General features: G+C 68.4%; 24 protein-coding genes. 15 read left to right on the top strand and 9 right to left on the bottom strand.

All coding sequences use genetic code 11. The features are described 5' to 3' along the window. Positions 1-103: 103 nt before the first annotated feature. Complete coding sequence (locus tag KVT39_RS10485) at positions 104-1,525, top strand: FAD-containing oxidoreductase (protein ID WP_217588907.1); 1,422 nt, start codon at positions 104-106, stop codon at positions 1,523-1,525. Positions 1,526-1,649: 124 nt separating this feature from the next. Here KVT39_RS10485 and KVT39_RS10480 read toward each other — a convergent pair whose 3' ends face one another. Continuing rightward, positions 1,650-2,543 carry an SDR family oxidoreductase gene (locus KVT39_RS10480; protein WP_217588906.1) on the bottom strand — a complete coding sequence of 298 codons (894 nt, stop codon included), beginning with the start codon at positions 2,541-2,543 and terminating at the stop codon, positions 1,650-1,652. A 95-nt stretch (positions 2,544-2,638) separates the two neighbouring features. Between KVT39_RS10480 and KVT39_RS10475 the strand changes: the two genes are divergently transcribed. Both KVT39_RS10475 and KVT39_RS10470 read left to right on the top strand, forming a co-directional pair. Beyond that, positions 2,639-3,496 carry a helix-turn-helix transcriptional regulator gene (locus tag KVT39_RS10475; protein ID WP_217588905.1) on the top strand — a complete coding sequence of 286 codons (858 nt, stop codon included), beginning with the start codon at positions 2,639-2,641 and terminating at the stop codon, positions 3,494-3,496. A 203-nt stretch (positions 3,497-3,699) separates the two neighbouring features. Further along, a complete protein-coding gene (locus KVT39_RS10470; RefSeq protein WP_175746577.1) occupies positions 3,700-4,929 on the top strand; it encodes a cyanate transporter in 1,230 nt (409 codons plus the stop codon). Between the two features lie 245 nt (positions 4,930-5,174). Here KVT39_RS10470 and KVT39_RS10465 read toward each other — a convergent pair whose 3' ends face one another. After that, positions 5,175-6,473: an NAD(P)/FAD-dependent oxidoreductase gene (locus tag KVT39_RS10465; RefSeq protein WP_034182090.1), complete on the bottom strand. Its 1,299-nt coding sequence runs from the start codon at positions 6,471-6,473 to the stop codon at positions 5,175-5,177. A 404-nt stretch (positions 6,474-6,877) separates the two neighbouring features. Between KVT39_RS10465 and KVT39_RS10460 the strand changes: the two genes are divergently transcribed. Beyond that, positions 6,878-7,336, top strand: coding sequence for a hypothetical protein (locus KVT39_RS10460; RefSeq protein WP_034182089.1), 459 nt, complete (start codon positions 6,878-6,880; stop codon positions 7,334-7,336). Positions 7,337-7,498: 162 nt separating this feature from the next. Here KVT39_RS10460 and KVT39_RS10455 read toward each other — a convergent pair whose 3' ends face one another. From KVT39_RS10455 to KVT39_RS10445, 3 genes are all read right to left on the bottom strand, one after another. Beyond that, complete coding sequence (locus KVT39_RS10455; RefSeq protein WP_034182088.1) at positions 7,499-7,882, bottom strand: hypothetical protein; 384 nt, start codon at positions 7,880-7,882, stop codon at positions 7,499-7,501. A gap of 130 nt (positions 7,883-8,012) precedes the next feature. Then, the gene (locus KVT39_RS10450; RefSeq protein ID WP_235212517.1) at positions 8,013-8,216 is read right to left on the bottom strand and encodes a hypothetical protein; all 204 of its coding nucleotides are present in this window, start codon (positions 8,214-8,216) and stop codon (positions 8,013-8,015) included. A 97-nt stretch (positions 8,217-8,313) separates the two neighbouring features. Continuing rightward, positions 8,314-9,204: an IclR family transcriptional regulator gene (locus tag KVT39_RS10445; RefSeq protein WP_105389704.1), complete on the bottom strand. Its 891-nt coding sequence runs from the start codon at positions 9,202-9,204 to the stop codon at positions 8,314-8,316. Positions 9,205-9,498: 294 nt separating this feature from the next. On the opposite strand from KVT39_RS10445, the gene KVT39_RS10440 reads away from it, so the two are divergent. Genes KVT39_RS10440 through KVT39_RS10410 form a run of 7 tightly spaced genes read left to right on the top strand, consistent with a single transcriptional unit; the run spans position 9,499 to position 16,314 of the window. Next, the gene (locus tag KVT39_RS10440; protein WP_047901618.1) at positions 9,499-10,581 is read left to right on the top strand and encodes an ABC transporter ATP-binding protein; all 1,083 of its coding nucleotides are present in this window, start codon (positions 9,499-9,501) and stop codon (positions 10,579-10,581) included. Then, positions 10,582-11,559, top strand: a complete 978-nt coding sequence (locus KVT39_RS10435; RefSeq protein WP_217588904.1) for an ABC transporter permease — start codon at positions 10,582-10,584, stop codon at positions 11,557-11,559. It begins immediately after the preceding gene. Next, entirely contained in the window at positions 11,556-12,350 is a 795-nt protein-coding gene (locus tag KVT39_RS10430) for an ABC transporter permease (RefSeq protein WP_034182083.1), read from the top strand. The genes KVT39_RS10435 and KVT39_RS10430 overlap by 4 nt, the downstream gene beginning before the upstream one ends. Continuing rightward, on the top strand, positions 12,350-12,697 hold the full coding sequence (locus KVT39_RS10425; protein WP_217588903.1) for a (2Fe-2S)-binding protein: 348 nt from the start codon (positions 12,350-12,352) through the stop codon (positions 12,695-12,697). Before KVT39_RS10430 ends, KVT39_RS10425 begins: the two co-directional genes overlap by 1 nt. Continuing rightward, positions 12,694-14,127 (top strand): NAD(P)/FAD-dependent oxidoreductase, encoded by a 1,434-nt coding sequence (locus KVT39_RS10420; protein WP_217588902.1) that lies wholly within the window; start codon positions 12,694-12,696, stop codon positions 14,125-14,127. The genes KVT39_RS10425 and KVT39_RS10420 overlap by 4 nt, the downstream gene beginning before the upstream one ends. Beyond that, positions 14,120-15,271, top strand: a complete 1,152-nt coding sequence (locus KVT39_RS10415) for an FAD-binding oxidoreductase (RefSeq protein WP_217588901.1) — start codon at positions 14,120-14,122, stop codon at positions 15,269-15,271. The genes KVT39_RS10420 and KVT39_RS10415 overlap by 8 nt, the downstream gene beginning before the upstream one ends. After that, positions 15,268-16,314, top strand: a complete 1,047-nt coding sequence (locus tag KVT39_RS10410; RefSeq protein ID WP_131946903.1) for an ABC transporter substrate-binding protein — start codon at positions 15,268-15,270, stop codon at positions 16,312-16,314. Before KVT39_RS10415 ends, KVT39_RS10410 begins: the two co-directional genes overlap by 4 nt. Positions 16,315-16,325: 11 nt before the next feature. Here the strand turns inward: KVT39_RS10410 and KVT39_RS10405 are convergent, their stop codons facing one another. Then, entirely contained in the window at positions 16,326-17,576 is a 1,251-nt protein-coding gene (locus KVT39_RS10405) for a YbfB/YjiJ family MFS transporter (protein ID WP_105389710.1), read from the bottom strand. A gap of 479 nt (positions 17,577-18,055) precedes the next feature. Between KVT39_RS10405 and KVT39_RS38445 the strand changes: the two genes are divergently transcribed. Both KVT39_RS38445 and KVT39_RS10400 read left to right on the top strand, forming a co-directional pair. Beyond that, positions 18,056-18,178 (top strand): hypothetical protein, encoded by a 123-nt coding sequence (locus tag KVT39_RS38445; RefSeq protein WP_006479692.1) that lies wholly within the window; start codon positions 18,056-18,058, stop codon positions 18,176-18,178. 58 nt (positions 18,179-18,236) lie between these two features. Continuing rightward, positions 18,237-19,190, top strand: coding sequence for a leucyl aminopeptidase (aminopeptidase T) (locus KVT39_RS10400; protein ID WP_034182078.1), 954 nt, complete (start codon positions 18,237-18,239; stop codon positions 19,188-19,190). A 16-nt stretch (positions 19,191-19,206) separates the two neighbouring features. Here KVT39_RS10400 and KVT39_RS10395 read toward each other — a convergent pair whose 3' ends face one another. After that, complete coding sequence (locus tag KVT39_RS10395; protein WP_217588900.1) at positions 19,207-19,716, bottom strand: GNAT family N-acetyltransferase; 510 nt, start codon at positions 19,714-19,716, stop codon at positions 19,207-19,209. A 495-nt stretch (positions 19,717-20,211) separates the two neighbouring features. On the opposite strand from KVT39_RS10395, the gene KVT39_RS10390 reads away from it, so the two are divergent. Together KVT39_RS10390 and KVT39_RS10385 are read left to right on the top strand one after the other, a co-directional pair. Further along, on the top strand, positions 20,212-20,544 hold the full coding sequence (locus tag KVT39_RS10390; protein WP_217588898.1) for a type II toxin-antitoxin system RelE/ParE family toxin: 333 nt from the start codon (positions 20,212-20,214) through the stop codon (positions 20,542-20,544). Beyond that, the gene (locus KVT39_RS10385) at positions 20,541-20,870 is read left to right on the top strand and encodes an addiction module antidote protein (RefSeq protein WP_006752118.1); all 330 of its coding nucleotides are present in this window, start codon (positions 20,541-20,543) and stop codon (positions 20,868-20,870) included. The genes KVT39_RS10390 and KVT39_RS10385 overlap by 4 nt, the downstream gene beginning before the upstream one ends. Positions 20,871-20,894: 24 nt before the next feature. On the opposite strand, the gene KVT39_RS10380 is transcribed toward KVT39_RS10385, so the two are convergent. After that, positions 20,895-22,913, bottom strand: a complete 2,019-nt coding sequence (locus KVT39_RS10380) for an LssY C-terminal domain-containing protein (RefSeq protein WP_105389714.1) — start codon at positions 22,911-22,913, stop codon at positions 20,895-20,897. 102 nt (positions 22,914-23,015) lie between these two features. Next, a complete protein-coding gene (locus tag KVT39_RS10375) occupies positions 23,016-23,468 on the bottom strand; it encodes a hypothetical protein (protein WP_034182074.1) in 453 nt (150 codons plus the stop codon). Between the last annotated feature and the right edge of the window lie 233 nt (positions 23,469-23,701).

The raw sequence follows: 23,701 nt of genomic DNA, 5'->3' as shown, positions 1-23,701 counted from the left end.
CGCCAACAGGACTACCATAAGCGCTCGCCGTCGCGCGACCGTGCGCCGCCGTACGCGGCTCGCCCGCACGCCTTCCCTCGTTGCACCCACGCAGGAGGACGTCATGACGCAACACTTCGATGCGATCGTCATCGGCACCGGGCAAGCCGGCCCGCCGCTCGCCGCACGGCTGTCCGCCGCCGGGATGAAAGTCGCGATCGTCGAACGCGGCCGCTTCGGCGGCACCTGCGTGAACACCGGCTGCATCCCGACCAAGACGCTGATCGCGAGCGCGTATGCCGCGCAGCTCGCGCGGCGCGCCGGCGAATACGGCGTGTCGGTCGGCGGCCCCGTCACCGTCGACATGAAAGCCGTGAAGGCGCGCAAGGACCAGATCTCCGGCCGCTCGAACCACGGCGTCGAACAATGGGTGCGCGACCTCGCGAACACGACCGTGTTTCAGGGCCATGCCCGATTCGAGCGCGCCGACGCGGTGCGCGTGGGCGACGAACTGCTCGAAGCGGAACGCATCTTCATCAACGTCGGCGGACGCGCGCAGGTGCCGCCGATGCCGGGCCTCGACTCGGTGCCGTACCTGACCAACTCGACGATGATGGACGTCGATTTCCTGCCCGAGCATCTCGTGATCGTCGGCGGCAGTTATGTCGGGCTCGAATTCGGGCAGATGTATCGCCGTTTCGGCTCGAAGGTCACGATCGTCGAGAAAGGATCGCGCCTGATCCGCCGTGAAGACGACGACGTGTCGCAAGCCGTGCGCGAGATCCTCGAAAACGAAGGGATCGACGTGCAGCTCGACGCAAACTGCCTGAGCGCGCGGCGCGACGGCGACGGCAACGGCGACGGCAACGGCAACGGCAACGGCAACGGCAACGGCATCGTAATCGGCCTCGACTGCGCGGGCGGCGGCCGCGAGGTCGCGGGCTCGCACCTGCTGCTCGCGGTCGGGCGCGTGCCGAACACCGACGATCTCGGGCTCGACCGTGCGGGTGTGGAGACAGACGCGCGCGGCTATATCACCGTCGACGAGCAGTTGCGCACGAACGTGCCCGGCATCTGGGCGCTCGGCGACTGCAACGGACGCGGCGCGTTCACGCACACCGCGTACAACGACTACGAGATCGTCGCGGCCAACCTGCTCGACGCCGATCCGCGCAAGGTGTCCGACCGCATCGCGGCGTACGCGATGTATATCGATCCGCCGCTCGGCCGCGTCGGCATGACGCTCGCGGAAGCGAAGCAGACGGGCCGCAAACTGCTCGTCGGCACGCGCCCGATGACGCGTGTCGGCCGCGCGGTCGAAAAAGGCGAAAGCCAGGGTTTCATGAAGGTGATCGTCGACGCGGACAGCCACGCGATCCTCGGCGCGTCGATCCTCGGCGTGACGGGCGACGAGGTCGTGCACGGGATGCTCGACGTGATGGCCGCCGGCGCGCCGTACACGACGATCAGCCGCGCGATGCACATCCACCCGACCGTGTCGGAACTCGTGCCGACGCTGCTGCAGGATCTGCATCCGGTCGAATGACGCGCGGCGCCGAAGGGCCGGCTGCGCTTCGATATCTCGGCCGCGCTCGCGAAGACGGTGGTCATTCCGGCGCGGCCGCGCGCACGGTCGGCGCCGTGCCGATGGTCGCGAGCGCGCCACCCGCTCAGCTTTCGAAATACCGCGGCCGGTCGATATCGGCAATCAGCCCCGGCTGCGTCGGCGCCCAGTCGAGCCATGCACGCGTGCGCTCGCTGGTTGCGGGCGCATCCATCCCGACGAACATCGCGAACCAGCCGAAGTGCTCGCCGGCTTCCGCCGCCGGTTTCGCGACGACCGGCACGTTCAGCCGTCGGCCGATCACCGCCGCGATCTCGCGGAACGGCACCCCCGTATCGTCGACCGCGTGATAGCGCGCACCGGCCGCACCGCGTTCGATCGCGAGCCGGTACACGCGCGCCGCGTCGAGCCGGTGCACGGCCGGCCAGCGGTTGTCGCCATCGCCGATATAGGCCGATGCGCCCTTCTCCCGCGCGATGGCAATCAGACGCGGCACGAACGCGTGATCGCCGTCGCCATGCACGGACGGCGGCAGGCGCACGACCGATGCATGCACGCCGCGCGCTTCAAGCGCGACCGCAGTGGCTTCGGACGCACGCGGATAGGCCGCCGACAGCGGCACGTGCGGATCGTCCTCGGTTGCCGCGCGGCCGGGTGCGACGAGCGCGAGGCCCGACGTGACGACGAGCGGCCGCGCCGAGCCTGCGAGCACTGCACCGATTGTCTCGATCGCACGGCGGTCGAGTTCGCAGTTCTCCGCGAAACGCGAGAAGTCGTGATTGAATCCCGTGTGGATCACGGCATCGGCGGCCTCGGCGCCGCGCGTCAGGCTGTCGAGATCCTCCAGCGATCCGCGGTGGACATCGGCGCCTGCGGCTGCAACCGACGCGGCAGCCGCGTCGGACCGTGCAAGCCCGAGTACCGAATGGCCGGCGGCAATGAGTTCGGCAACGACGGCGGAGCCGACGAATCCCGATGCTCCAGTGACAAAGACACGCATGTTCAGCACCTCCGGATGGAATGGAGGATTACTATCCGTCGACGGCCGCTCGCGGTGAAGACGTGACGGTTTACCGGTAAACGAACTAACAGGCTATGGCAGACGCACCCGACAACCTGCTCGGCGCGTACCTTCGGGATCGCCGCGAGAAACTCGACCCGGCCGCACTCGGCCTGCCCGTCACACGCCGCCGCACGCCGGGCCTGCGGCGCGAGGAAGTCGCGCAGCGCGCGCACGTGAGCGCCGCGTGGTACACGTGGCTCGAACAGGGGCGCGGCGGCGCGCCGTCGGCCGACGTGCTCGACCGGCTCGCCCGCGCGCTGATGCTGAACGAAGCGGAACGCGAGCACCTGTTCCTGATCGGCGTCGGCCATCCGCCCGAAGTGCGCTACCACGCGACCGACAGCGTGACGCCGCGCGTGCAGCACGTGCTCGATTCGCTAGAAGCGAGCCCCGCGATCGTACGTTCGGCGACATGGGACGTCATTGCATGGAACGACGCCGCGGCCGCGACGCTGACCGACTATGCAACGCTGCCGCCGGAGCGCCGCAACATCCTGCGGCTGATCTTCGACGATCAGCGCGTGCGCGATGCGCAGCCGAACTGGAAACAGGTCGCGCGGTTCGCGGTGGGCGCGTTTCGCGCCGATGTCGCGCGCGGCGGTGCGACGCAAACCGTGCAGGCCTTCGTCGACGAGATGCGTGCAACGAGTGCCGAGTTCGACGCACTGTGGCGCGATCACGATATCCGCGCGAATGAGGAAGGCACCAAGGAGATCCGTCACCCGGCCGTCGGGCGGATCGCGCTCGAATACTCGGCGTTCGCGGTAAACGGCCGGCCCGACCTGACGCTCGTGATTTTCACGCCGGAGACGGCTGCCGATCGCGCGCGCATCCGGACGCTGGTCGCGGCTCGCGAAAAAGCCGGCACGGAACAGGCGTCGGCCGCGTAACGACGCCCCCGCCGAAGCGCGCGTCGACGAAGTGCCGATCCTGCGCCGCCTCGGCCGCGCCCATCCTTCCCCGCCATCCCGCGTCGTCCCATCGCAATTCGCACTGGTTCCCAGTCGAATATTTAATTTTCACCTGGCGTAGCGCGCGCTTACCCTTTCGGCATCGCATCACAGGGCCACCGGCCCCTTCCTGGAGCATCCCGATGACCGACCCCGGCACCGCGCAAGCCGTACACCGCCCGCACGCGGCTTCCGTGTCCTATGCCGCACTCGCACTGCTGGTGCTGGCCGGCCTCAACCTGCGTCCGTTCCTGACCGCGTTCGGCCCCGTGCTCGACGTCGTGCGCGCCGACACGGGCCTCGGCTTTCGCGCGGCCGCGCTGCTGACCACGCTGCCGTTCGTGCTGATGGGCGTCGTCGCCGGAATCGGCGTCGGGCTCGCGCGGCGCTTCGGTGAGCAGCGCGCGCTGGCCGCCGCGCTGGCGCTGATCGCGGCCGGCTGCACGGCGCGCCTGTGGACCCGCGGCAGCGCGGGCCTGATCGCGACCGCGATCGTCGCGGGCGCCGGCGTCGCCGTCGTTCAGGCGCTCGTGCCCGGCCTCGCGAAACGCTGGTTCGTCGACCGGCTGCCGCTCGCGATGGGCCTCTATTCGGCCGCGCTGGTCGGCGGCGGCGCATTCGGCGCGGTCGCGGCGCCGTGGCTCGCCGCACACGGCGGCTGGCATCTCGCGCTCGCCGTGTGGGCCGTGCCCGCGCTCGTCACGCTCGCAATGTGGCGCGCGAAAGCGCCGCGCGACGTCGTGCACGCGACGGCCGCATCGGCGCCGATCACCGCGTTCGCACGCATGCCGCGCGCGTGGCAGCTCGCGCTGTTCTTCGGCCTCAGCAACAGCGGCTATGCGAGCCTCGTCGCATGGCTGCCCGCGTTCTACCGCAGCATCGGCATGGGCCCGCAGGCGAGCGGCAACCTGCTCGCGTGGATGGCGCTGTTCCAGGCGATCGGCGCGCTCGCGATGCCGATGTTCGCGAAACGTTCGCCCGACCGTCGCAATGTGCTGTGGCTCACGCTCGCGCTGCAGGCGGCCGGTTTCGCAGGGTTCGCGATACTGCCCGCGTTCGCGCCGTGGCTCTGGGTCGCGAGCGTCGGCCTCGGTCTCGGCGGCTTCTTCTCGATGAGCCTGATCGTCACGCTCGACCACCTGCCCGACGCGCGGCTCGCGGGCGCGCTCGCGGCCTTCGTGCAGGGCGTCGGCTTCCTGACCGTCGCGGCGAGCCCCTGGCTGATCGGCTGGCTGCGCGATGCGGGCGGCGGCTTCGCGATCGCGTGGTGGATGCATATCGCGGTGATCGTGGCGATGGCCGCGCTGAATGCGGTGTTCTCGCCGGCCGGCTATCGGCACGGCATGGCGCGCATCACCGGCGCCGTTCACTGAACCGCCTTCCCCGATCGGGACGATCGCCGGCCTCTTCCCGCGACCGTCCGACCACGTCGCGGCAGTCGTCGGTGCAGGCCGATCTCGGCTTCCTGACGACCTCGGAGGGTGCGAACTTCGAGTTCGCGAGAATTCTTCACGGATTGCTGCGGATGTCGCTTGACGACTGCGGATTCAACCCGTCGATGCTTTCATGCGCAATCGGCAAGCGGTCGCTACCGAGCGGGTCCGGGTATCCAGTCCGATCAGGTTCCAGTCGCGGGCATCTCCGGCAGCGCGATCTCGACTCCGCGGCGGTGCAGTGCCGAGAGCACGTGATACACGACCTTGAAGCACATCACCGGCAGTGCGGCACGCCAGCTCCCGCGGAGATTCCCTGCCAGCAGATTGACGATGCCGTCTCGCATCCACAAGCGATTGGACGGCGCCATAAAAAGCGTACGCATGACAGGATCGTTCACTCGATAGATCAGCCAGCTGATCCGATCCATTGCCTCCGACAGTTCCCGGTTGGCTGCTTGCGCAAGCTTCTTTCCTCGTACCGGATCGTCGAGCCAAACGTGGGCGGCCTGCGCGCCGAGTTCTCCGCCAGTCATTGCCATCAATACGCCTGTCGAGAACATCGGATCGACAAATCCGTACGCATCGCCGATCATCAGAAAACCGTTGCCGTTGCCCTCGCGCGCGCGATAGCTGTAATTGGCCGTGCTGTAGACGTCCGATACGCGCTGTGCACCTTGCGTGCGAGCCGCGACGGTCGGGCTTGAAGCGATACGCTCGGTCAGCAGATCGGTCGGCGTTCCCTTGCGCCCTTTCCATGCCGATTGATCGCCGACAAAGCCGATGCTCATGGTGTGATCGGGTAGCGGGATCAGCCAGAACCAGCCGTCCTCCGCAAGATGAATGCTGATGTAGCCCGCGAGTTCGCCTTCACGACGCGCTACGCCAGTGAAATGCGCATAAACGGCCGCCGTATTGTTGTATTTGTTCGAGGTCTTGACCTTCATCCGCGACGCGAGAAACGTATCGCGGCCCGAAGCGTCGAGCACGTAGCGCGGATACCATTCGCGGGTGCCGCCCGATTCGTCCTGCGCGGACACGACGTGACGTCCGCCGGCATCGTCCAGCTTTATTGTCGTGACACGAGTACGCTCGACACACTCGGCCCCGCACGCGGCGGCGTGTCTGAACAACATGGCATCGAGGTCCGCACGCCGTACTTGCCACGCGTGCGTACGGTCCCGATTCAGTGCGTTTCCGAACGGAAACGCGCAGCTGCGGCCCGTACGGTCCGAGACGAACTCTGCGCCCGGCTTATGGACACCGATCTCTCGGACCTGATCCAGAACACCAAGCCGCTCGAATATGTCGAGGTTACGTGGCAACAGGCTTTCGCCGATATGGAAACGCGGATGGGCTTCCTTCTCCACGAGCACGACGTCGCGCCCTTTCATCGTCAGGAAGGCCGCCGCCGTCGCACCAGCGGGCCCGCCGCCGATAATCAGCACGTCAGGCCGGCTCGGATCGCTTTTCGATGAGTTCATTGCGCTGGCTTCAAAAAAAGGGCGTATTCATGGACCAAAGCAAATGCGATGGCTGATTGCGGGAATCATCGTGTTGTTGGACGGCGCTCGCCTGCCTGACGCGCGAAATCCGCCGGAGGGGCGCACGGAGATTCAGTGGTCCGACTCGGCAATTCTTGTTTCTGGTCGACGCAATTGCAAGCAGTCCGACAGGTTTCCGACTGCGTGCCCGGACCGATAGTACTATGCATGGCCACCACCACAACCCGGCGCTAAATCAGGCCGAACGCGATGCCGATGTCCCGCGACACGCAAATGCCACACAAACCGCAAGTGCGTGTAGATTAGAACGTCGCTGCGACCTGCCGCCGTGTCTTCGAATCGGTCGCCATCCGAGTCAGTCATGAAGTTGCACTGGAGCCGGCATGAACACGAAGCACAGCAAGAAAGGGCATCTGGAAGCCGCGGCGTCACATCACGAGCAGGCCGCGCGATATCACCGCGAGGCGTCGCGGCATTTCGAGGACGGCAAGGACTTCGCCCACGCCGCCCATCAGGCGATGATGGCCCATGGCCACACGTTGCATGCGATCGATCAGGCACACGACGCCGGCGCGCACGGTGCCAATACGCCATCGACAACGCCTTCATCGACCGGCTCGGCCGCAAGTGCCGCGGACGTGGCAAAACTTCATGCGGCGGCCGTCGAGCTTCACACGCAGGCAGCGCAGCACATGCGCCACGCCGTCAAGCTCTTCGAGCAGGATCGCAGCGCGGCCACCCACGACGCCCAGCTGGCGCTCGCCCTCGCACTGCGCGCTTTGTCTCATGGCAACGAAGCAGCCAGACTATTCGTCAAGCTCGCGGCCAGTGGTACTGCGTGAATCGAGGTTAGTCACCTCTTGTTCGACGAAGTATTCGGCGTGACGCGGCACCCGTGTGCGCACGCCGCACCGCACCGGGTAGTCGCGCGGACCCACGGTCGTGGGCCTCCCGTACCGATCCGCGCATGGCCAGGTTCGCGCAATCCGGCGCGCCGCTCGCGACTACGCAGTTCGTCCCAGCAGGTCCGTTGCGAACGACTTCGCATGCGCGACGGCCGCTTGCGGGTCCGGGAACACGCCGAGCTGCTCCCAATGCTCTTCGGCCGCGTACGTTCCCTTCACGCCGAGTGCCCGCTGAACGCGCAATTGCGCTGCGTATCCGCCGTCCTCCAATGGTCTGGCCGTCGCGATGACCTTGTGCGGAAGGCCTGATCTTTCCGGCTGAACCAATTCGACAGGACCGCCAGATGCACCGATATCCTTCAACTCGTTCCTCGCATTGCAGTCCGGGCAGTAGAAGCACCACCCGTCGTCCTCTTGCCTGGACCTGACCTGCCCGCGAGCCAGCACGGCACGACATTCAACGTTTTCGCAGATGAACGGCATAGCAGTCTCCGGAGTAGTTTGGAAGAAATCCTAGCATGTCCGTCGACGGCCAACCATCGGCATTGTCGCGTTGCCCGACGCTGACGAAACCCTCACGCGCGAGCCGCCGCCAGCGCAGCGACCGATCGGATCAATAGCGACTGCGCCCCCACAGCGTCGCTGGCTCGTCGAGCAGATGACGCAACCCGCTGCGTTCGATCATGCGTTCCGCGACTTCGTTCACACGCTCGAGAACCGCATTCTCATCGAACGACAGCACGCGCCCGCCGACCATCGTCATGTACACATCGGCCGCGTTCGCGAAGCACGTCACGCGATACACGGGCATGTTCATCGGCATCATGTGCGACCGGAACAGGTCGACGAGAAGACGCGAATGGCTCGCGTAAGCAAGCTGACGAAACGGCAACGCGCGGCGACGCGCGACGCCGCTATACGGTTTTCCCGGCTAGCCCGTGCATCGGCCGCCGCAGCGCGGCATCGAACGGGTTGGTGCGCGGCCCGATCGCGTCGGCCTGGCGCCGCAGCAGTTCGACGACCATCGGCATCCGGTCGTCGCCGAGCCGGGACGCGAGCGTGCCGACGCTCAGCGCGCCGACCGGGTACCCGGTGCGATCGAGGATCGGCACCGCGACGCCTGCCATCCCGTCGAGCACGCCGCTGTTGCGGCCCGCGTAGCCGAGCTGCCGCACGCGTTCGATCTCGGTGCGCAGGTACACCTCGTCGAGCACGCCGTAGCCGCGGATGCGCGGCACGTTGAAGCGGATCACTTCCTCGCGTTCGGCTTCGGGCAGGAACGCGAGGATCGCGAGGCTGCCCTGCCCGACGCCGAGCGCGATGCGCCCGCCGATGTCGCCGGTAAACGAGCGGATCGGGAACGGCCCTTCGCACAGGTCGAGACACACCGCGTCGAAGCCGCTCTTCACGAGCAGGAAGATCGTCTCGCCGAGGCTCGCGCACAGCCGCAGCAGCGCGGGACGACACAGCGTGCGCATGCTGCTCGGGTTGCCGGCCAGCGCGGCGAGCGCGAAGAAATCGACGCTCAGCCGGTACAGCTTCGACTGCTCGTCCTGCTCGACCATCCCTTCGGCGATCAGCGATTGCAGGATCCGGTGCGCGGTGCCCTGCGTGAGGCCGACGGCCTTCGCGAGATGCGTGACGCGCACGCCGTCCTGCTGCATGCCGGCCAGCGCGCGCAGGATCGCGAACGCGCGCTGCAGCATGCCGGTGCCCGGCGCGCCGGCCGGATCGGCTTCGTCGTCGGCGCCGGGCGCGCGCCCGGCGGGCGTGCCGGGCATTCCGGACGAAAGGGGTTCCTGCATGCCGGCTCTCCTCGATGATTTCATTGAACGGAATACGGTAGCCGCCATTGTCGTCCGGCCGAAATTCCGCGGGCATCCGGGTGTGCACGGGATTGACGTGCGCATTTCGCGGTCCGGCCACCCTTCATCCATCGGAACGATTTACGCGCGATACGGTGATCCGTTCCGCTCAACGGAATTTTTCTGAAATTCATCCCGTTCAGCAGAATTCGAAATTGACGCTCCGAAATATGGCTGGCTAGAGTCCGCGTCATCGGCACATCGGCCAGGCGGTGTGCGAACCCGGAGTTCCCCATGTCGTTTCTCACGCTTACGGATCTGACGAAAACCTTCGGCGAGCTCACCGCAGTCGCCGACGTCAACCTGTCGGTCGAACAAGGCGAATTCGTGTCGCTGCTCGGGCCGTCGGGCTGCGGCAAGACCACCACGCTGCAGATGATCGCCGGCTTCGTCGACGTCACGCGCGGCCGCATCGCGCTCGACGGGCAGGACATCACGCACCTGAAGCCGAACCGCCGCGGGCTGGGCATCGTGTTCCAGAGCTATGCGCTGTTTCCGCACATGAGCGTCGCGGAGAACGTCGGCTTCGGCCTCGACATGCGCGGCGTCGACAAGGCCGAGCGCGCGGAGCGCATCCGCGCGGCGCTCGCGCTCGTGCGCCTCGATACGCTCGCGCACCGCTTTCCGCGCGAGCTGTCGGGCGGCCAGCGGCAGCGCGTCGCGATCGCGCGCGCGGTCGTGATCGAGCCGCCGGTGCTGCTGCTCGACGAACCGATGTCGAACCTCGACGCGAAGCTGCGCGAGGACATGCAGTTCGAGTTGCGCGCGATCCAGCGCAAGATCGGCACGACGACGATCATGGTCACGCACGATCAATCGGAAGCGCTGTCGATCAGCGATCGCGTGGTCGTGATGGAAGCCGGCCGCGTCACGCAGATCGACACGCCGTACCAGGCCTACGAGCGCCCGGAAAACCGCTTCGTGTCGCAGTTCATCGGCAAGGCGAACCTGCTGCCGGGCACCGTCGTCGCGCACGACGGCGACGCGATCCGCATCGACCTCGGTCACGACCTCGCCGAAACCGGGCGTACCGCGCACCTGCCGCCGCGCGAGCGCGACATGCGCGTCGGCGATGCGGTGTCGGTCTGCATCCGTCCCGAGAAGCTGCGGCTGTGCGCGCCCGATGCGGGCCGCTTCGCCGCGACCGTCACGAGCCGCTTCTTCCTCGGCAGCCAGTGGCTGTACCGCGTCGACAGCGCGCTTGGCGAAGTGCTCGTGTGCTGCCAGAACGAAGGCGCGGAGCCGCTCGCGGAAGGCGCGCCGGTCGGCATCGACTGGCACAGCGACGCGGTGCGCGTGATGCGCCGGGAGGCCTGAATGCGACAGCCTTCCCGCCCGCTGCCCGCCGACGGCGCGACAGCCGGCCTCGCACGGGCCGCCGCGCCCGATGCCGTGCCGGCACGCGCCGCCACAGGGCGCACGATGCGCGCAACCTGGCGCGCGCATGCACCGCTGTGGCTGATGTGCGCGCCCGCGTTCGTGCTGTTCGCCGCGCTCGTGCTCGTGCCGCTCGCGATGACGTTCGTGCTGACGTTCTACCGCTACGACCCGGCCACCGGGCCGATCGCCGCGCTCCAGTTCGGCAACTACGCGGAAGTGCTCGGCTCGTCGTACTTCCACACGATCTTCGCGCGCACGTTCGGCATCGCCGCGCTGACGACCGCGATCTGCGTCGCGATCGGCACGCCGGAAGCGTACGTGCTGTCGAAAATGCGCGACCCGTGGCGCTCGCTGTTCCTGCTCGCGATCCTCGCGCCGCTGCTCGTGTCGGTCGTCGTGCGCGCGTTCGGCTGGAGCATGCTGCTGAACACGAGCGGGCTCGTGAACCAGGCGCTCGGGCTCGCCGGCCTCGGGCCGTACAAGCTCGAATACACGACCTTCGCGATCGTGATCGCGCTGGTGCACGTGATGCTGCCGTTCATGGTGATTCCGGTGTGGACCGCGCTGCAGCGGCTCGATCCGCAGACCGAGCATGCGGCGCTGTCGCTCGGTGCGTCGCCGTTCACGACGCTGCGCCGCATCGTGCTGCCGCAGCTGATGCCGGGCGTGCTGTCGGGCAGCCTGATGGTGTTCGGGCTGTCGGCGAGCGCATTCGCGATTCCCGGCCTGCTCGGCGGACGCCGGCTGAAGGTTGCGGCCACGGCCGTCTACGACGAATTCCTCGGCTCGCTGAACTGGCCGCTCGGCGCGACGATCGCGGTGCTGCTGCTGGTCGCGAACCTCGTCGTGATGCTCACCTACTACCGCGTGCTCGAACGCCGCTACGCGCGCAGCCTCGGAGGCGCATCCCGATGAGAAAGAACGGCCCCTTCGCCCTCGCGTTCCACACGCTCGTGATGCTGTTCGTGCTCGCGCCGCTCGCGATCGTCGTGCTGGTCGCGTTCACACCCGACGAGACGCTGACGCTGCCGACCCACGGGCTGTCGCTGCGCTGGTTCCGCGCGATCCTCGACTATCCCGACTTCGTCACCGCGTTCTTCAACAGCCTGAAGCTCGCGTTCGCGTCGGCGACGCTGTCGCTCGCGATCGGTTTGCCGGCGGGCCTTGCGATCGGCCGTTCGGCGTTTCCCGGCCGCGCGTTCCTGAACGGGCTGCTGCTGTCGCCGTTGGTGATCCCCGGCCTCGTGCTCGGCATCGCACTGCTGCGCTTCTTCGCGCTGATCGGCGCGACCGGCTCGTTCGCGTGGCTCGTGCTCGCGCACATGATCGTCATCACGCCGTTCGTGATGCGGCTCGTGCTCGCGTCCGTCGCGGGCCTCGACCGCAGCATCGAGCAGGCCGCATGCTCGCTCGGCGCGGACCCGTGGACGACGTTCCGCCGCATCACGCTGCCGATGATCGTGCCCGGCATCACGGGCGGCTGGCTGCTCGCGTTCATCAACAGTTTCGACGAACTGACGATGTCGATCTTCGTCACGTCGCCGCAGACGGTCACGCTGCCCGTGCGCATGTACATGTATGCGACCGAATCGATCGACCCGATGATGGCGTCGGTGTCGGCGCTCGTCATCTTCATCACCGCCGGCGCGATGCTGCTGCTCGATCGCGTGTACGGCCTGAACCGCATCCTGATCGGTCAACACTGATGTCGACTCCCGCTTCCCGCTCCCAAAACGACCCGGCCGACGGCGCGCAGTTCGTGCGCGTCGCCGAGCGCGAGCGCGCCGCCGTTGCGTTCACGCTCGACGGCCGGCCCGCGCACGCGCTTGCCGGCGACACCGTGCTCACCGCGATCCTCATCGCGCAGCGCCGCGTGCGCGTCAGCGAATTCAGCGGGCAGCCGCGCGCGGGCTTCTGCCTGATCGGCGCGTGCCAGGACTGCTGGGTGCGCACCGAGGCCGGCGCGCGCGTGCGCGCATGCTCGACGCCGATCGTCGAAGGCATGCGGATTCTCACCGCCGTTCAACCGGCCGCGACCGGAGACACGCAATGAACGCCGCACTGCAACCGGTGATCGTCGGCGCGGGGCCGGCCGGCGTGCGCGCGGCCGAGGCGCTGGTCGACGCGGGGCTGCGCCCCGTCGTGATCGACGAGAACGCGCGCTGGGGCGGGCAGATCTATCGTCAACCGCCGGCCGACGGCGGCTTCGCGCGCGGCAAAAGCACGCTGTACGGATTCGAAGCCGCGAAGGCTGATGCCGTGCACCGGACGATGGCCGCGCTGCTGCCGCACATCGACTACCGGCCGAACACGCTCGCGTGGGCATGCGGCGCGGGCCGCGTCGATACGCTGCAGGACGGGCGAGAAATTACCGTGCCGTACTCGCAGCTGATCATAGCGAGCGGCGCGACCGATCGCATGCTGCCCGTGCCGGGCTGGACGCTCGCAGGCGTCTATACGCTCGGCGGCGCGCAGGTCGCGCTGAAGGCGCAGGGCTGCGCGATCGGCCGGCGCATCGTGTTCGCGGGCACGGGGCCGTTGCTTTATCTCGTCGCGTACCAGTATGCGAAGGCCGGCGCGCAAGTCGCGGCCGTGCTCGACACGAGCCCGCTGCGCCGCCAGGCCGCCGCCGCGCCCGCGCTGCTGCGCATGCCGTCGACGTTCGCGAAGGGGCTCTATTACATCGGCTGGCTGCGTGCGCATGGCGTCGCGATCGAAACGGGCGTCACGCTCGAACGCGTGCTCGGCGAACAACATGTGACAGGGCTCGCGTGGCGCGCAGCCGGTGGCGATGCGCAGCCGCGCGTGCTCGATTGCGACGCGCTCGGCCTCGGCTTCGGCCTGCGTTCGGAAACGCAGCTCGCCGATCTCGCCGGCTGCCGGTTCGGTTTCGATCCGGTCAACCGCGCATGGCTGCCCGAGCGCGACGCGGCCGGCCGCACGTCGGTGCGCGGCATCTACGTCGCGGGCGACGGCGCGGGCATCGCGGGCGCCGACGCGGCCGAAGCGTCGGGCCGGCGTGCGGCGCTTGCGTTGCTCGACGATGCCGGCATCGCGTCGCCATCGCCGTCCGGCAAACCTGACGCGGCGATGCTAGAACGCACGCTCGCCCGCATTGGCGCATTCCGCGCGGGCCTCGAAGCGGCATTCGCGCCGCCCGTCGAGCAGGCCGCACGCTGCCCCGACGATACGATCGTGTGCCGCTGCGAGGAAATCGATGCTGGCACGCTGCGCCGCTGCATCCGTGGCGGCGCGGCGACCGAACTCAACCGTCTGAAAGCGCTGACGCGCGTCGGGATGGGTCGCTGCCAGGGCCGCATGTGCGGCGACGCGGCCGCACTCGTGCTGGCCGCCGAAACCGGCCGGCCGCTCGTCGAGGTCGGCCGGTTGCGCGCGCAACCACCCGTGAAGCCGTTCCCGATCTCGGCCGCGCTCGCTGGCGACGACGTCGCGACGATTCCCGACGAGGCGCGCGATGAGTGAGAACCGGCATTACGACGTCGCGATCGTCGGCGGCGGCCTCGTCGGCGCATCTGCAGCGCTTGCACTGACGCGGCGCGGCCTGCGCGTCGGGCTGTTCGAGCGGCGCGACTGCGGCGCGCAGGCGAGCGGCGTGAACTACGGCGGCGTGCGCTGCCAGGGCCGCCCCGCCGAGCAATTACCGCTCGCGCTGCGCGCACGGCGCATCTGGGATCGCCTGCCCGAGCTGATCGGCATCGATGGCGAATTCGTCGTGTCGGGGCACTTGCGGCTCGCGCGCAGCGACGCCGATCTCGACGCGCTCGACGCGTATGCCGCGCTTGCTGGCGAGCACGGCTTGCCGCTGCAGGTGATGCGCGGCGACGCATTCCGCCGTCGTTATCCGTGGCTCGGCCGCGCGGCGCTCGGCGGCTCGCTGTGCGAAACCGACGGCCATGCGAACCCGCGCCTCGTGTCGCCCGCGTTCGCGCGCGCGGCCCGCGCGGCGGGCGCGGACGTGTTCGAGCACACGCCGGTCGACGACGTCCGGCACGACGGCGCGCGCTTCCACTTCCAAGCGGGCGGCCGCGCATGCACCGCGACGTGGCTGATCAATTCGGCCGGCGCATGGGCGAACACGATCGCCGAACGCTTCGGCGAAGCCGTGCCGATGGAGCCGATCTACCCGAACATGTGGGTGACCGAACCGCTGCCGCCGTTCATCGCGCACAACCTCGGCGTGTACGGCGGCGGCGTATACGCGCGGCAGGTCGCGCGCGGCAACTGCGTGATCGGCGGCGGGCGCGGCCGCGGCGACGGCGAATTCGGCCAGCCGTCGGTCGATACGACGCGCGCGGTGATGCGCGACGCGTGCGCGCTGCTGCCCGCACTGCGCGACGCGCTGCTGATCCGCACGTGGAGCGGCGTCGAAGGCTGCACGCCCGACCACAACCCGATCATCGGCGCGAGCCGCACGACGCCGAACCTGCTGCATGCATTCGGTTTTTCCGGCGGAGGTTTCCTGCTCGCGCCCGGTGTCGGCGACGTGCTCGCCGATCTCGTCACGACCGGCGAAACCGCCACGCCACTCGATGCATTCTCGATCGGCCGCTTCTTCCGTCAAGCCGCGCCGACCGCCCCTTTCCCCCAAGAGGAGACCTCTCGATGAAACTGCTCGGTACGATCGCGGCCGCTGCCGCACTCTGCATCGCGGGCGCCAGCGCCCCCGCGTTCGCGCAAACGAAGACGATCTACATCGGCATGAACGGCGGGCCGATGGAAAAGGCCTATACGAGCCAGGTGCTGCCCGAGTTCGAGAAGGCGAACAACGTGAAGGTCGTCGTCGTGCCCGGCACGTCGTCGGACGTGCTCGCGAAGCTGCTTGCAAACCGCAACAAGCCGCAGATCCACGTCGCGTTCCTCGACGACGGCGTGATGGCGCGCGCGGTCAGCCTCGGCGTGTGCCAGAAGCTCGACGATTCGCCGGTGCTGAAGGAGCTGTACCCGTTCGCGCGGATGAAGGACGACGTCGGCGCGGGCGTGCAGCTCGGGATGACCGGCATCGCGTACAACAAGAAGCTGTTCGCGGAGAAAGGCTGGGCGCCGCCGACGTCGTGGATGGATTTCGCCGATCCGAAATACAAGGGCAAGGTCGTGTTCCAGTCGGCGTCGAGCAGCACGTTCGGGCTGCACGGCTTCCTTGCGATCAACCGGCTGCTCGGCGGCAGCGAGCAGAACGTCGAGCCCGGCTTCAGCAAGTGGGCGAGCACGGTCGGGCCGAACGTCGTCGAGTACATCCCGAACTCCGCGAAGATCTCCGAGATGGTGCAGACCGGCGAGGCCGGCCTGTTCCCGCTCACGCCGACGGGCGTCGGCGACCTGCAGGACAAGGGCATTCCGGTCGCGTATGCGAACCCGAAGGAAGGCCCGGTGCTGCTGCTCGTCGACCTGTGCGTGGTCGCGAACAATCCCGATCCGCAGCTCGCGCAGAAGCTCGCGCAGTTCCTGCTGTCCGCGCCCGCGCAGACGAAGGCCGCCGAGGCCGGCAAGCAGATCCCCACCAACCGTCTCGCGAAGATGCCGGCCGGGATGCAGCAGAGCCTCGGCAATGTCGACGATCTGGTGCGCAAGGTGACGGTGGTCGACTGGGCCGCGATCAACGCGCGCCGCGCGCAGTGGGATACGCGCTGGAATCGGCAGATCGAGCGTTGATCTTCTCCTGACTACGCGGACGTCCGCAACGCACGCTGCCCGGCCGCGAGCGCGGCGCCCGCGAACAGCGTCAGCGCCGAATACACGAGCCCGCGCGCGAGCCCCGCGCTGTCCGACACCCAGCCGATCGCGACAGGCCCGGCAATCTGACCGAACGCGAAGACCGTCGTAAACGCGCTGATCCCCTTCGCCCAGCCGTCGGGCGGCAGGTTGTGCCGCACGAACGCGGTCGTCGATGCAACGGCCGACAGGAACGTCGCGCCGAACAGCACGCCCGACGCAAACGCGGCGGCCGGATGTACGAATATCGCGGGCATCAGCGTCGCGATGCCGAGCAGCGCGTTGAGCACGGCCAGCGCCTGGCCGCCGCGCATCCGGTCGAGCAAGCGCGACCACAGCCGCGCCGAGACGACGGTCGCGATGCCGAGCATCACGTAGAACGCCGATACCACCGTGCCGCTCATTCCCGCGCCGCGCAGCAGCGCGACGATGAACGTCATATAGCCGATGTAGCCGACACCGAACAGGCCGTAGCCGGCCAGCGCGAGCGCGAAGCGGGCCGGGCTCGCGGTGACGGCCGGCACCGCGCCGTCGCGTGGCGCAGCCTGCGCCGCGTGCGCGCGCTCGATACGACGCGCGGCCGACACGGCCATCGCCGAGAACAGCACGCAGGCAACCGCGAGCGCGAACCATGCGGGCTGCCAGCCGTGCACACCATGCGTGAGCGTGGCCGGCACGAGCAGCGACGACGCGACGATGCCCCACCCCGTGCCGCCGTAATAGAGACCGAGCAGCAACCCCGCATCGCGCGGCGACGCCGACGCGAGCCGCGCGGCCAGCACGCCGCCGCTGATGAAGATCAGCGCGCTGCCGACGCCGGTCGCGAGCCGCTGCACGAGCAGCGTGTGCATGTCCGACGTGAACCCGCATGCGGCCATCAGCAACGCGGTCAACGCGCAGCCGGCCGCGAGCAGCGTGCCCGCGCGCCGGCGCCGCGACAGCATCGGAAACGCGAGTGCGCCGATCAGGTAGCCCGCAGCGTTCGCGGTGTTCAGCGCGCCGGCCTGTGCGAACGTCCAGCCGAGATCGGCCTTCATCGGCGGCAGCAGCAGCGCATACGAAAAGCGCGCGAGGCCGAGCGCGATCGCGCTGCCGAGCGACAGGCAGATCGCGAGCCGCCACGCGGCCATGCGGTCGGAGTCGATTGCGCCGGCGTCCGGCCGCGATGGGTCGGCACGCTCCGGTTGCAGCACCGTGGGCATCAGGTTGTCTCCATCGTTGTTCGAGTCGTGCCGCCGGGACAGCGGCGTGCGCGGCCGCGTCCGTCGCGCAGGATCGTCAGATGGTGCCAGAAAACCGGGGGCGCCGTCGCGCCCGGCCAGGCGCGCGGTTGCCGTGCGCGATCGTCTTTCATTAATGACGCGATTCGAAATGATCGACGTCATTACATTTCCGATTTAAAAGAATCGCCGAAATCATTTAATCGGCCGCGATCCCGATAATTGGAAAATCAGATCGCCCCCATTATTCTATTTATCCGCCTTTTTCTCGCATCGCTTGCCGGAATTTCCCGTGTTTAGCAGGCTTTCGCTAAAAATCTTGCAACGCATTGCATTCGCAAATTCGTCAGACTATTATCGACGCCACTCGTCCGGCATTCACGAAATGCCGGATGAGGAGCGGCGATCTTTTAGCCACGCTTTCATGTTGAATCACTCATGTTCACCACAGGAGAATTGACATGCAGGAAACCCAGCAGATCGAATTGCTTGACTGGATGCAGGAAGACACGCACCCCGAGGCCGTCGACATGATGGTCGAGGACGCCGTGGTGCCGTTCGGCACCGCGCTCTGGCCGGTCTGAGCGGGCCACCCGTTCTCGCGGAAGGGCCGCGGCCCTTCCGCCGCTTCCGGAGACACGCATGCTGAACCTGCACCGCGCGCTGGGCTTTCACCCCGCGCTGCGCGACAAGCTCGCGCGCGGCGAGTCGGGAAAACTGCTGGTCGGTTATGACACCCGCAACCGCGACATCGCGTTGCGCGCATTTGCCGCCCTGCCCGATTCGCTCGACGCGACCACCCTCTGCCTCGAAACCACCCCGCCCGCCGACATCGCCGCCGCGCTCGATCGCGCCGACCTGTTCGTGCTGCTGTACGACTCGTCGTGCCTGCCGACGCCGTCGCCGAGCGGGCCGCCGTTCCTCGCGGCGATCCGCCCTGCGATCGTCGAGCACTGGGGCAAGTCGGTCTTGTTCAAGGATTACGGCCCGCATCTGGACGAGGCATTCGCCGAATCGCTCGACGACATCGCGGCACGCAACGGCCGGCTGATCGAAGCGGCCGCGCGCGCGTCGCAGATCCGCTTCATCGACGAAGCCGGCAACACGCTGACGGGCTCGCTCGCGCCGGACCAGAAATGGACGAGCGTGGACGGGATGGGCAATCTCGACATCGTGCCCGGCGAGATCGCGACGCACGTCACCGACCTGAACGGCTCGGTCGTGTTCAGCGGCACGTTTCTCGGCACCGTGCCGTTCGCGATCAAGTACAAGGTGGCCGAGCGGCTCGCGACGCTGCATGTCGAAGGCAGCACGATCGTCGATTTCGACAGCGACGACGCGGGCTTCCGGCGCGACTTCTCGACCTATCTCGACCGGCACGCGAATCACCGGCGGATCGAGGAATTCGGCATCGGCACGAACCTCGGGATCCGCGGGCTGTACGGCCGCAATGCAGGATTCGAGGAACGCCATCCGGGCCTGCATCTCGGGCTCGGCGGCGGCGAAAACGGCAGCCATCATCTCGACCTGATCTTCGCGCGCGGCACGCTCGCGCTCGACGAGCGGATCGTGTTCGACGGCGCATTCGCCGTCTGACGAAGCAGCGGCGTGCTCAGGCTTCGGCGGCCGCCGCGTCGCCGAGCCACTTGAACATCACGAAGCAATCGACGAACCCGAGCCGCGCGTGACGGTACGCGCGCGGCAAGCGGCCGACGATCTCGAACCCCAGCTTCTGCCACAGCGCGACCGCGATCTCGTTCGTCGCGACCACCGAGTTGAACTGCATCGCGAGGAAACCGCGCTCGCGTGCGACCTGCTGCGAGTGCTCGCACATCAGGCGCGCGACGCCGCAGCCGCGCGCAGCCTCGCTCACCATGTAGCCGCAATTGCATACGTGATTGCCGGGCCCGGCCGCGTTCGCCTTCAGGTAGTACGAACCGAGCAGCACGCCGTCCTCTTCGGCGATCCACGTGCAGAGCGGTGCGTCGAGCCACAGTGCGCGCGCGGCCTCCGGCGTCGGTGCGGGATCGAATGCATAGGTTTCCTGAGCAGCGACGATGGCGCGGTAGGTCGGCCAGAAGCGCGGAAAATCGTCCTCGGTCATCGGGCGAAGCGTGATCATGCGGGTTCTCTCGTGAAGGCGATGTTGGCCGGAAGGCAATCGATCGTACCGCGATTCGTCGATGGCTGACGTCCCGCGGCACGCCGCTGCGGTGCGCGGCCGGCGCGGCAGGCTGTACCGGCGCTCGAAAGCCTGCGAGAAACCCGACAGGCGCTCGCCGCCGCGTCGCCGGCAGGTTTGCCGTTCACGTCATTCCCTCCGGACACCCCACACCCGGCGCATGCCTCGTCATCGCGCCATCGACACAGGCCATTCGGCCGAATCGTCGCCGTACGCACCGGATGAAAGAATGATCGTCGTCCGGGAAGCCGGCTTCGCTGCCTGAAACCCCGAACCATGAAGGCGCCGCATGCGCTCCGGCCGCGGCGCCGCTGCGTTGCATGCCGTCTCGATCCGACGATCGGCAACGCGTGCATCGCACTCCGTTCACACCGCCTGTGGCAGGCCGCATGGCAGCCTCGTTTCCCTCACCGCTTCTGTAGCTTATAAGTTACAATGCTATCCAAGTTCGAACTGCTTCGCTATCGGCGCGACGACGGTCGCGAGCCTTTCACCGAATGGCTGAACGCCGTGCGCGACAAGCTCGCCCAGGCACGGATTCGCGAACGCCTGCGCCGCGTGCAGACGGGCAACTTCGGCGATTGCGTGCCTGTCGGCGAAGGCGTGATCGAACTGCGCATCCACGTCGGTGCCGGCTATCGCGTGTACTTCGGCCGGCACAGCGGTGCACTGGTGCTGCTGCTGTCCGGCGGCGACAAGGGCAGTCAACCCGACGACATCAGGCGCGCAAAGGAACACTGGTCGAACTGGAAACGGAGGCAAACATGAACAAGCTCAAAGGCGCGGTATCGCACCACGACGCGGAAGTCGCCGAACTCGGCGCCGATCGCGAACTCGCGGTGGCCTATCTGCGCGTCGCAATGGAATCGCTCGACGATCCCGACAACCGCGCGGCCGCCCTGCTCGCGCTGCGCACGGTCGCGGAAGCGTACGGCGGGCTCGGTGCCGTCGCGGCCGAAGCCGGCATCAGCCGCGAATCGCTGTATCGCACGCTGTCCCCCAACGGCAACCCGACGCTGAAAACCCTGCTCGCGGTGCTCAAGACGGTCGGCCTGCGCCTGTCCGTCGTCCCCGCGCAGCCGGCGCACGCGTAAGCGGCGCACGGCCGGCCTGCCCGCTCACGGCCTGGTCATCCACACCAGCAGCATCCCGGCCGGCGCGGCATTCATCCCCGTCGGCGGATGCTCGATCGTCGGCTCGACCGCCAGCGCCTGCGCGATCGCCGCCGCATCGTCGATCGGCGTCGTCCTCACGATCGTTATCAGCCTCGCCGGCCGGTGCAGCGTTTCGCGATACAGTGCGCCGTACCACAGCGGCCGCGTGCCGAGCGCATCCTGCAGCACGTACGGATAGCGCCACAGCCGCAGCACGACACGGCTTTCCGGGTGGCCCGGATCGACGCGGACGAACACGCGGCGCGTGCTCTCGCCATGCGTGTAGCGCGGCAGCACCGGCAGCGTGTCGGCCGGCGCCTGCGGCAACAGCCAGCGCAGCGCGGTGGCAGGCGACCACGGCGTCGCGCGCTGCCAGCCGGCCTGAGCGAGATGGCGATCGAGCGTGTCCGACGTCGCGCTCCATTGCAGCGGCAGATATTCCTCGCGATCGCCGCCGATCTCGGTGCGCCGCGTCGGCACGCGCTGCCACCCGCCGCGCATCCACTGATCGACGGTCATCGCAACCACGTCGCCGACATGCGGGCGCGCCGCGCGGTCGAGCTGCCATTGCGCGGGAACCGTCCATACGCCGGCCGTCGCGAGCACCACGACCACCGCGACGAGCGCCCCCCTCGACTGCACATGCTCGCGCACGCGCCAGTACGCATAAGCGCCGGCGAGCACCGCGAACCACGCCAGCCCGAGGCTCCAGCCGCCGAGCAAACCCGACAGCCACGTGTCGCCGACATACAACCGCGCGAAGCCGCCGAGCACGATCCACAGCACGACCGCCGTCACGACCGGGATGCGCCACCGCGCGGGTCCGTCGTGCGCGAGCACCCAGCCGAGGCCGCTGCTCGCGAGAATCGCGAACGCGGCATCGGCATCGGGCAGCGGCATGTGCGGTGCGCCGGGCGGCAGGCTCGCGGGCGTCGCGCCGGGCACGCCCGCGCCGAACACCGGTACGAGCACGACGGCGATGCCGATCGTCGCGAGCCACCACGCGGACGTCAGCCAGCAGCGATGAATCATCAGCCAGACGAGAAACGCGGCCGCGACGATCAGCCCCGTATCGTGCCCGTGCAGCACCGCGAGCGCGCTCATCGCGGCATCGACGGGCGGCGTGCGCAGGTTCTGCAGGAACGCGTACAGCGCGATGTCCGCCTGCATCAGCGGATCGTTCGCGACGACATCCTGCACGAGCCCCGCGAACAGCCACACGCAGCCGACGAACAGCAGCGCAAGCACGGGCACCGCGCCCGGCAGGCGGCGCACGTGCGCGATCGTGTCGTGCAGCCGCGCGCCGAAGCGCGGCCAGCGGCGCGCGCAGGCGTGCACGACTTCGACGAGCGCGCGACGCAGCAGCGGCCAGCCGCGCCGCAGCGCGACGCGCACGCCGATCCACACCAGCGCGACCAGCGCGGCGACGACCGCCAGGATCGCGGCGACCCGCACGCTGATCGCCGCGGCCAGGACGGCCGATGCGCCGAACAGGATGCCCGGCGCCACATGCACGGGCGCCCACACGAGTGCCGATATCACGTTGACCGGATAGAACGACCGGCGCGGCAGCATCGCGCAGCCGACGACGACCGGCACCACCGCGCGCACCGGCGCGAGGAAGCGCGCGAGCACGATGCTCTTCATGCCGTGACGCAGCACGAACTCCTCGCCGCGCGCGTAAGCGGCTGCATAGCCGAAGCGCGCCCACGCGTTGCGGATCACCCCGCCATAGTGCCGCCCGAGTTCGTAGCTGATCCCGTCGCCGACCACGGCGCCGACGGCCGCGACGCCGATCGTCGTCCACCCGTCGAGCGCGCCCGCGCCGATCAGCGCGCCGGCCGCGAACATCACGGCACCGGCCGGCACGACCGTGCCGACCAGCGCGATCGCCTCGGCGCAGGCGGTCAAGAACACGATCGCCAGCACGAGCAGCGGATGCGCGCCGATCGCGCCGATCCACGCGTGGATCGTGTCGCTCATCGCGCACTCCAAAGCGGTGCGGCCCGGTGTGCGAACACCGGGCCGGCAGTGGCGTGGGAAACGTTCATCGCGAGGTGCGCGCGGTCGCGCCGGCGTCGGAAGTCAATCGAACTCGTACTGCCGCGCATCGGCCTCGAGCGGCGCATCGTGGTATCCGACCGTCGCGATCTCGTGCAGATAGCGCGCGAGAAACGCGCCGATCGACCCGGCGGCCTCGAACTGATGTACGTGACGGAATTCGTGGGTCAGCAGGCGGCGCGTGTCTTGCCCGCGCAGCACGAACACCGCATGGCCGAGCGTGAGCCCGATCGTCCCCGGCGACAGCAGCCCCGTGTCGCGAGCGATCGCGGCAAGCGTTGGCGTTTCGGGGAACGGCATGCGGTCGACGATCACGACGCGGATCCGCTCCGGCTGCGCGACGCCCACGGTGCGCGCGTCGTCGGCCTGCGCCGGCGTCAGCGGCGCGCCCTGCGCGATCCCGCGCGCCGCTTCCGCTTCGGCCCATGCGACGGCGGCAGGCAGTGCGGACGGAAGGATATCGGCAAGGTCGATCATCGCGGGGCTCCTCGGTTGTCGCGGTGGCATCGGGCACCAGTTTAGTCCCGAATCGGGGCCGTTCGCGGGGCGCTTCGCGTGACGCCGCGCTGGTCCGCCCCGGGCGCATCAGCCGTCAGGGAATACCCTATTCCACAAGCGGTCCACGCCACTCTCCTTTCCGTCGATTACTTCGGCTCAGTACACATTCCGGGGTCGGATATCTCGAAAATTTCCCGGATGTGTACCGTTTT

Source organism: Burkholderia sp. GbtcB21 (assembly GCF_019091065.1).
Lineage (GTDB): Bacteria > Pseudomonadota > Gammaproteobacteria > Burkholderiales > Burkholderiaceae > Burkholderia > Burkholderia pyrrocinia_C.
This window is presented reverse-complemented; position numbering and strand designations above follow the sequence as displayed.

What these genes read in the sequence shown, in the direction of transcription:
- KVT39_RS10485 (WP_217588907.1), top strand. Translation starts at nt 104, where the DNA reads ATGACGCAACACTTCGATGCGATCGTCATCGGCACCGGGCAAGCCGGC.
- KVT39_RS10480 (WP_217588906.1), bottom strand. Translation starts at nt 2,543, where the DNA reads ATGCGTGTCTTTGTCACTGGAGCATCGGGATTCGTCGGCTCCGCCGTC.
- KVT39_RS10475 (WP_217588905.1), top strand. Translation starts at nt 2,639, where the DNA reads ATGGCAGACGCACCCGACAACCTGCTCGGCGCGTACCTTCGGGATCGC.
- KVT39_RS10470 (WP_175746577.1), top strand. Translation starts at nt 3,700, where the DNA reads ATGACCGACCCCGGCACCGCGCAAGCCGTACACCGCCCGCACGCGGCT.
- KVT39_RS10465 (WP_034182090.1), bottom strand. Translation starts at nt 6,473, where the DNA reads ATGAACTCATCGAAAAGCGATCCGAGCCGGCCTGACGTGCTGATTATC.
- KVT39_RS10460 (WP_034182089.1), top strand. Translation starts at nt 6,878, where the DNA reads ATGAACACGAAGCACAGCAAGAAAGGGCATCTGGAAGCCGCGGCGTCA.
- KVT39_RS10455 (WP_034182088.1), bottom strand. Translation starts at nt 7,882, where the DNA reads ATGCCGTTCATCTGCGAAAACGTTGAATGTCGTGCCGTGCTGGCTCGC.
- KVT39_RS10450 (WP_235212517.1), bottom strand. Translation starts at nt 8,216, where the DNA reads ATGAACATGCCCGTGTATCGCGTGACGTGCTTCGCGAACGCGGCCGAT.
- KVT39_RS10445 (WP_105389704.1), bottom strand. Translation starts at nt 9,204, where the DNA reads ATGCAGGAACCCCTTTCGTCCGGAATGCCCGGCACGCCCGCCGGGCGC.
- KVT39_RS10440 (WP_047901618.1), top strand. Translation starts at nt 9,499, where the DNA reads ATGTCGTTTCTCACGCTTACGGATCTGACGAAAACCTTCGGCGAGCTC.
- KVT39_RS10435 (WP_217588904.1), top strand. Translation starts at nt 10,582, where the DNA reads ATGCGACAGCCTTCCCGCCCGCTGCCCGCCGACGGCGCGACAGCCGGC.
- KVT39_RS10430 (WP_034182083.1), top strand. Translation starts at nt 11,556, where the DNA reads ATGAGAAAGAACGGCCCCTTCGCCCTCGCGTTCCACACGCTCGTGATG.
- KVT39_RS10425 (WP_217588903.1), top strand. Translation starts at nt 12,350, where the DNA reads ATGTCGACTCCCGCTTCCCGCTCCCAAAACGACCCGGCCGACGGCGCG.
- KVT39_RS10420 (WP_217588902.1), top strand. Translation starts at nt 12,694, where the DNA reads ATGAACGCCGCACTGCAACCGGTGATCGTCGGCGCGGGGCCGGCCGGC.
- KVT39_RS10415 (WP_217588901.1), top strand. Translation starts at nt 14,120, where the DNA reads ATGAGTGAGAACCGGCATTACGACGTCGCGATCGTCGGCGGCGGCCTC.
- KVT39_RS10410 (WP_131946903.1), top strand. Translation starts at nt 15,268, where the DNA reads ATGAAACTGCTCGGTACGATCGCGGCCGCTGCCGCACTCTGCATCGCG.
- KVT39_RS10405 (WP_105389710.1), bottom strand. Translation starts at nt 17,576, where the DNA reads ATGCCCACGGTGCTGCAACCGGAGCGTGCCGACCCATCGCGGCCGGAC.
- KVT39_RS38445 (WP_006479692.1), top strand. Translation starts at nt 18,056, where the DNA reads ATGCAGGAAACCCAGCAGATCGAATTGCTTGACTGGATGCAGGAAGAC.
- KVT39_RS10400 (WP_034182078.1), top strand. Translation starts at nt 18,237, where the DNA reads ATGCTGAACCTGCACCGCGCGCTGGGCTTTCACCCCGCGCTGCGCGAC.
- KVT39_RS10395 (WP_217588900.1), bottom strand. Translation starts at nt 19,716, where the DNA reads ATGATCACGCTTCGCCCGATGACCGAGGACGATTTTCCGCGCTTCTGG.
- KVT39_RS10390 (WP_217588898.1), top strand. Translation starts at nt 20,212, where the DNA reads ATGCTATCCAAGTTCGAACTGCTTCGCTATCGGCGCGACGACGGTCGC.
- KVT39_RS10385 (WP_006752118.1), top strand. Translation starts at nt 20,541, where the DNA reads ATGAACAAGCTCAAAGGCGCGGTATCGCACCACGACGCGGAAGTCGCC.
- KVT39_RS10380 (WP_105389714.1), bottom strand. Translation starts at nt 22,913, where the DNA reads ATGAGCGACACGATCCACGCGTGGATCGGCGCGATCGGCGCGCATCCG.
- KVT39_RS10375 (WP_034182074.1), bottom strand. Translation starts at nt 23,468, where the DNA reads ATGATCGACCTTGCCGATATCCTTCCGTCCGCACTGCCTGCCGCCGTC.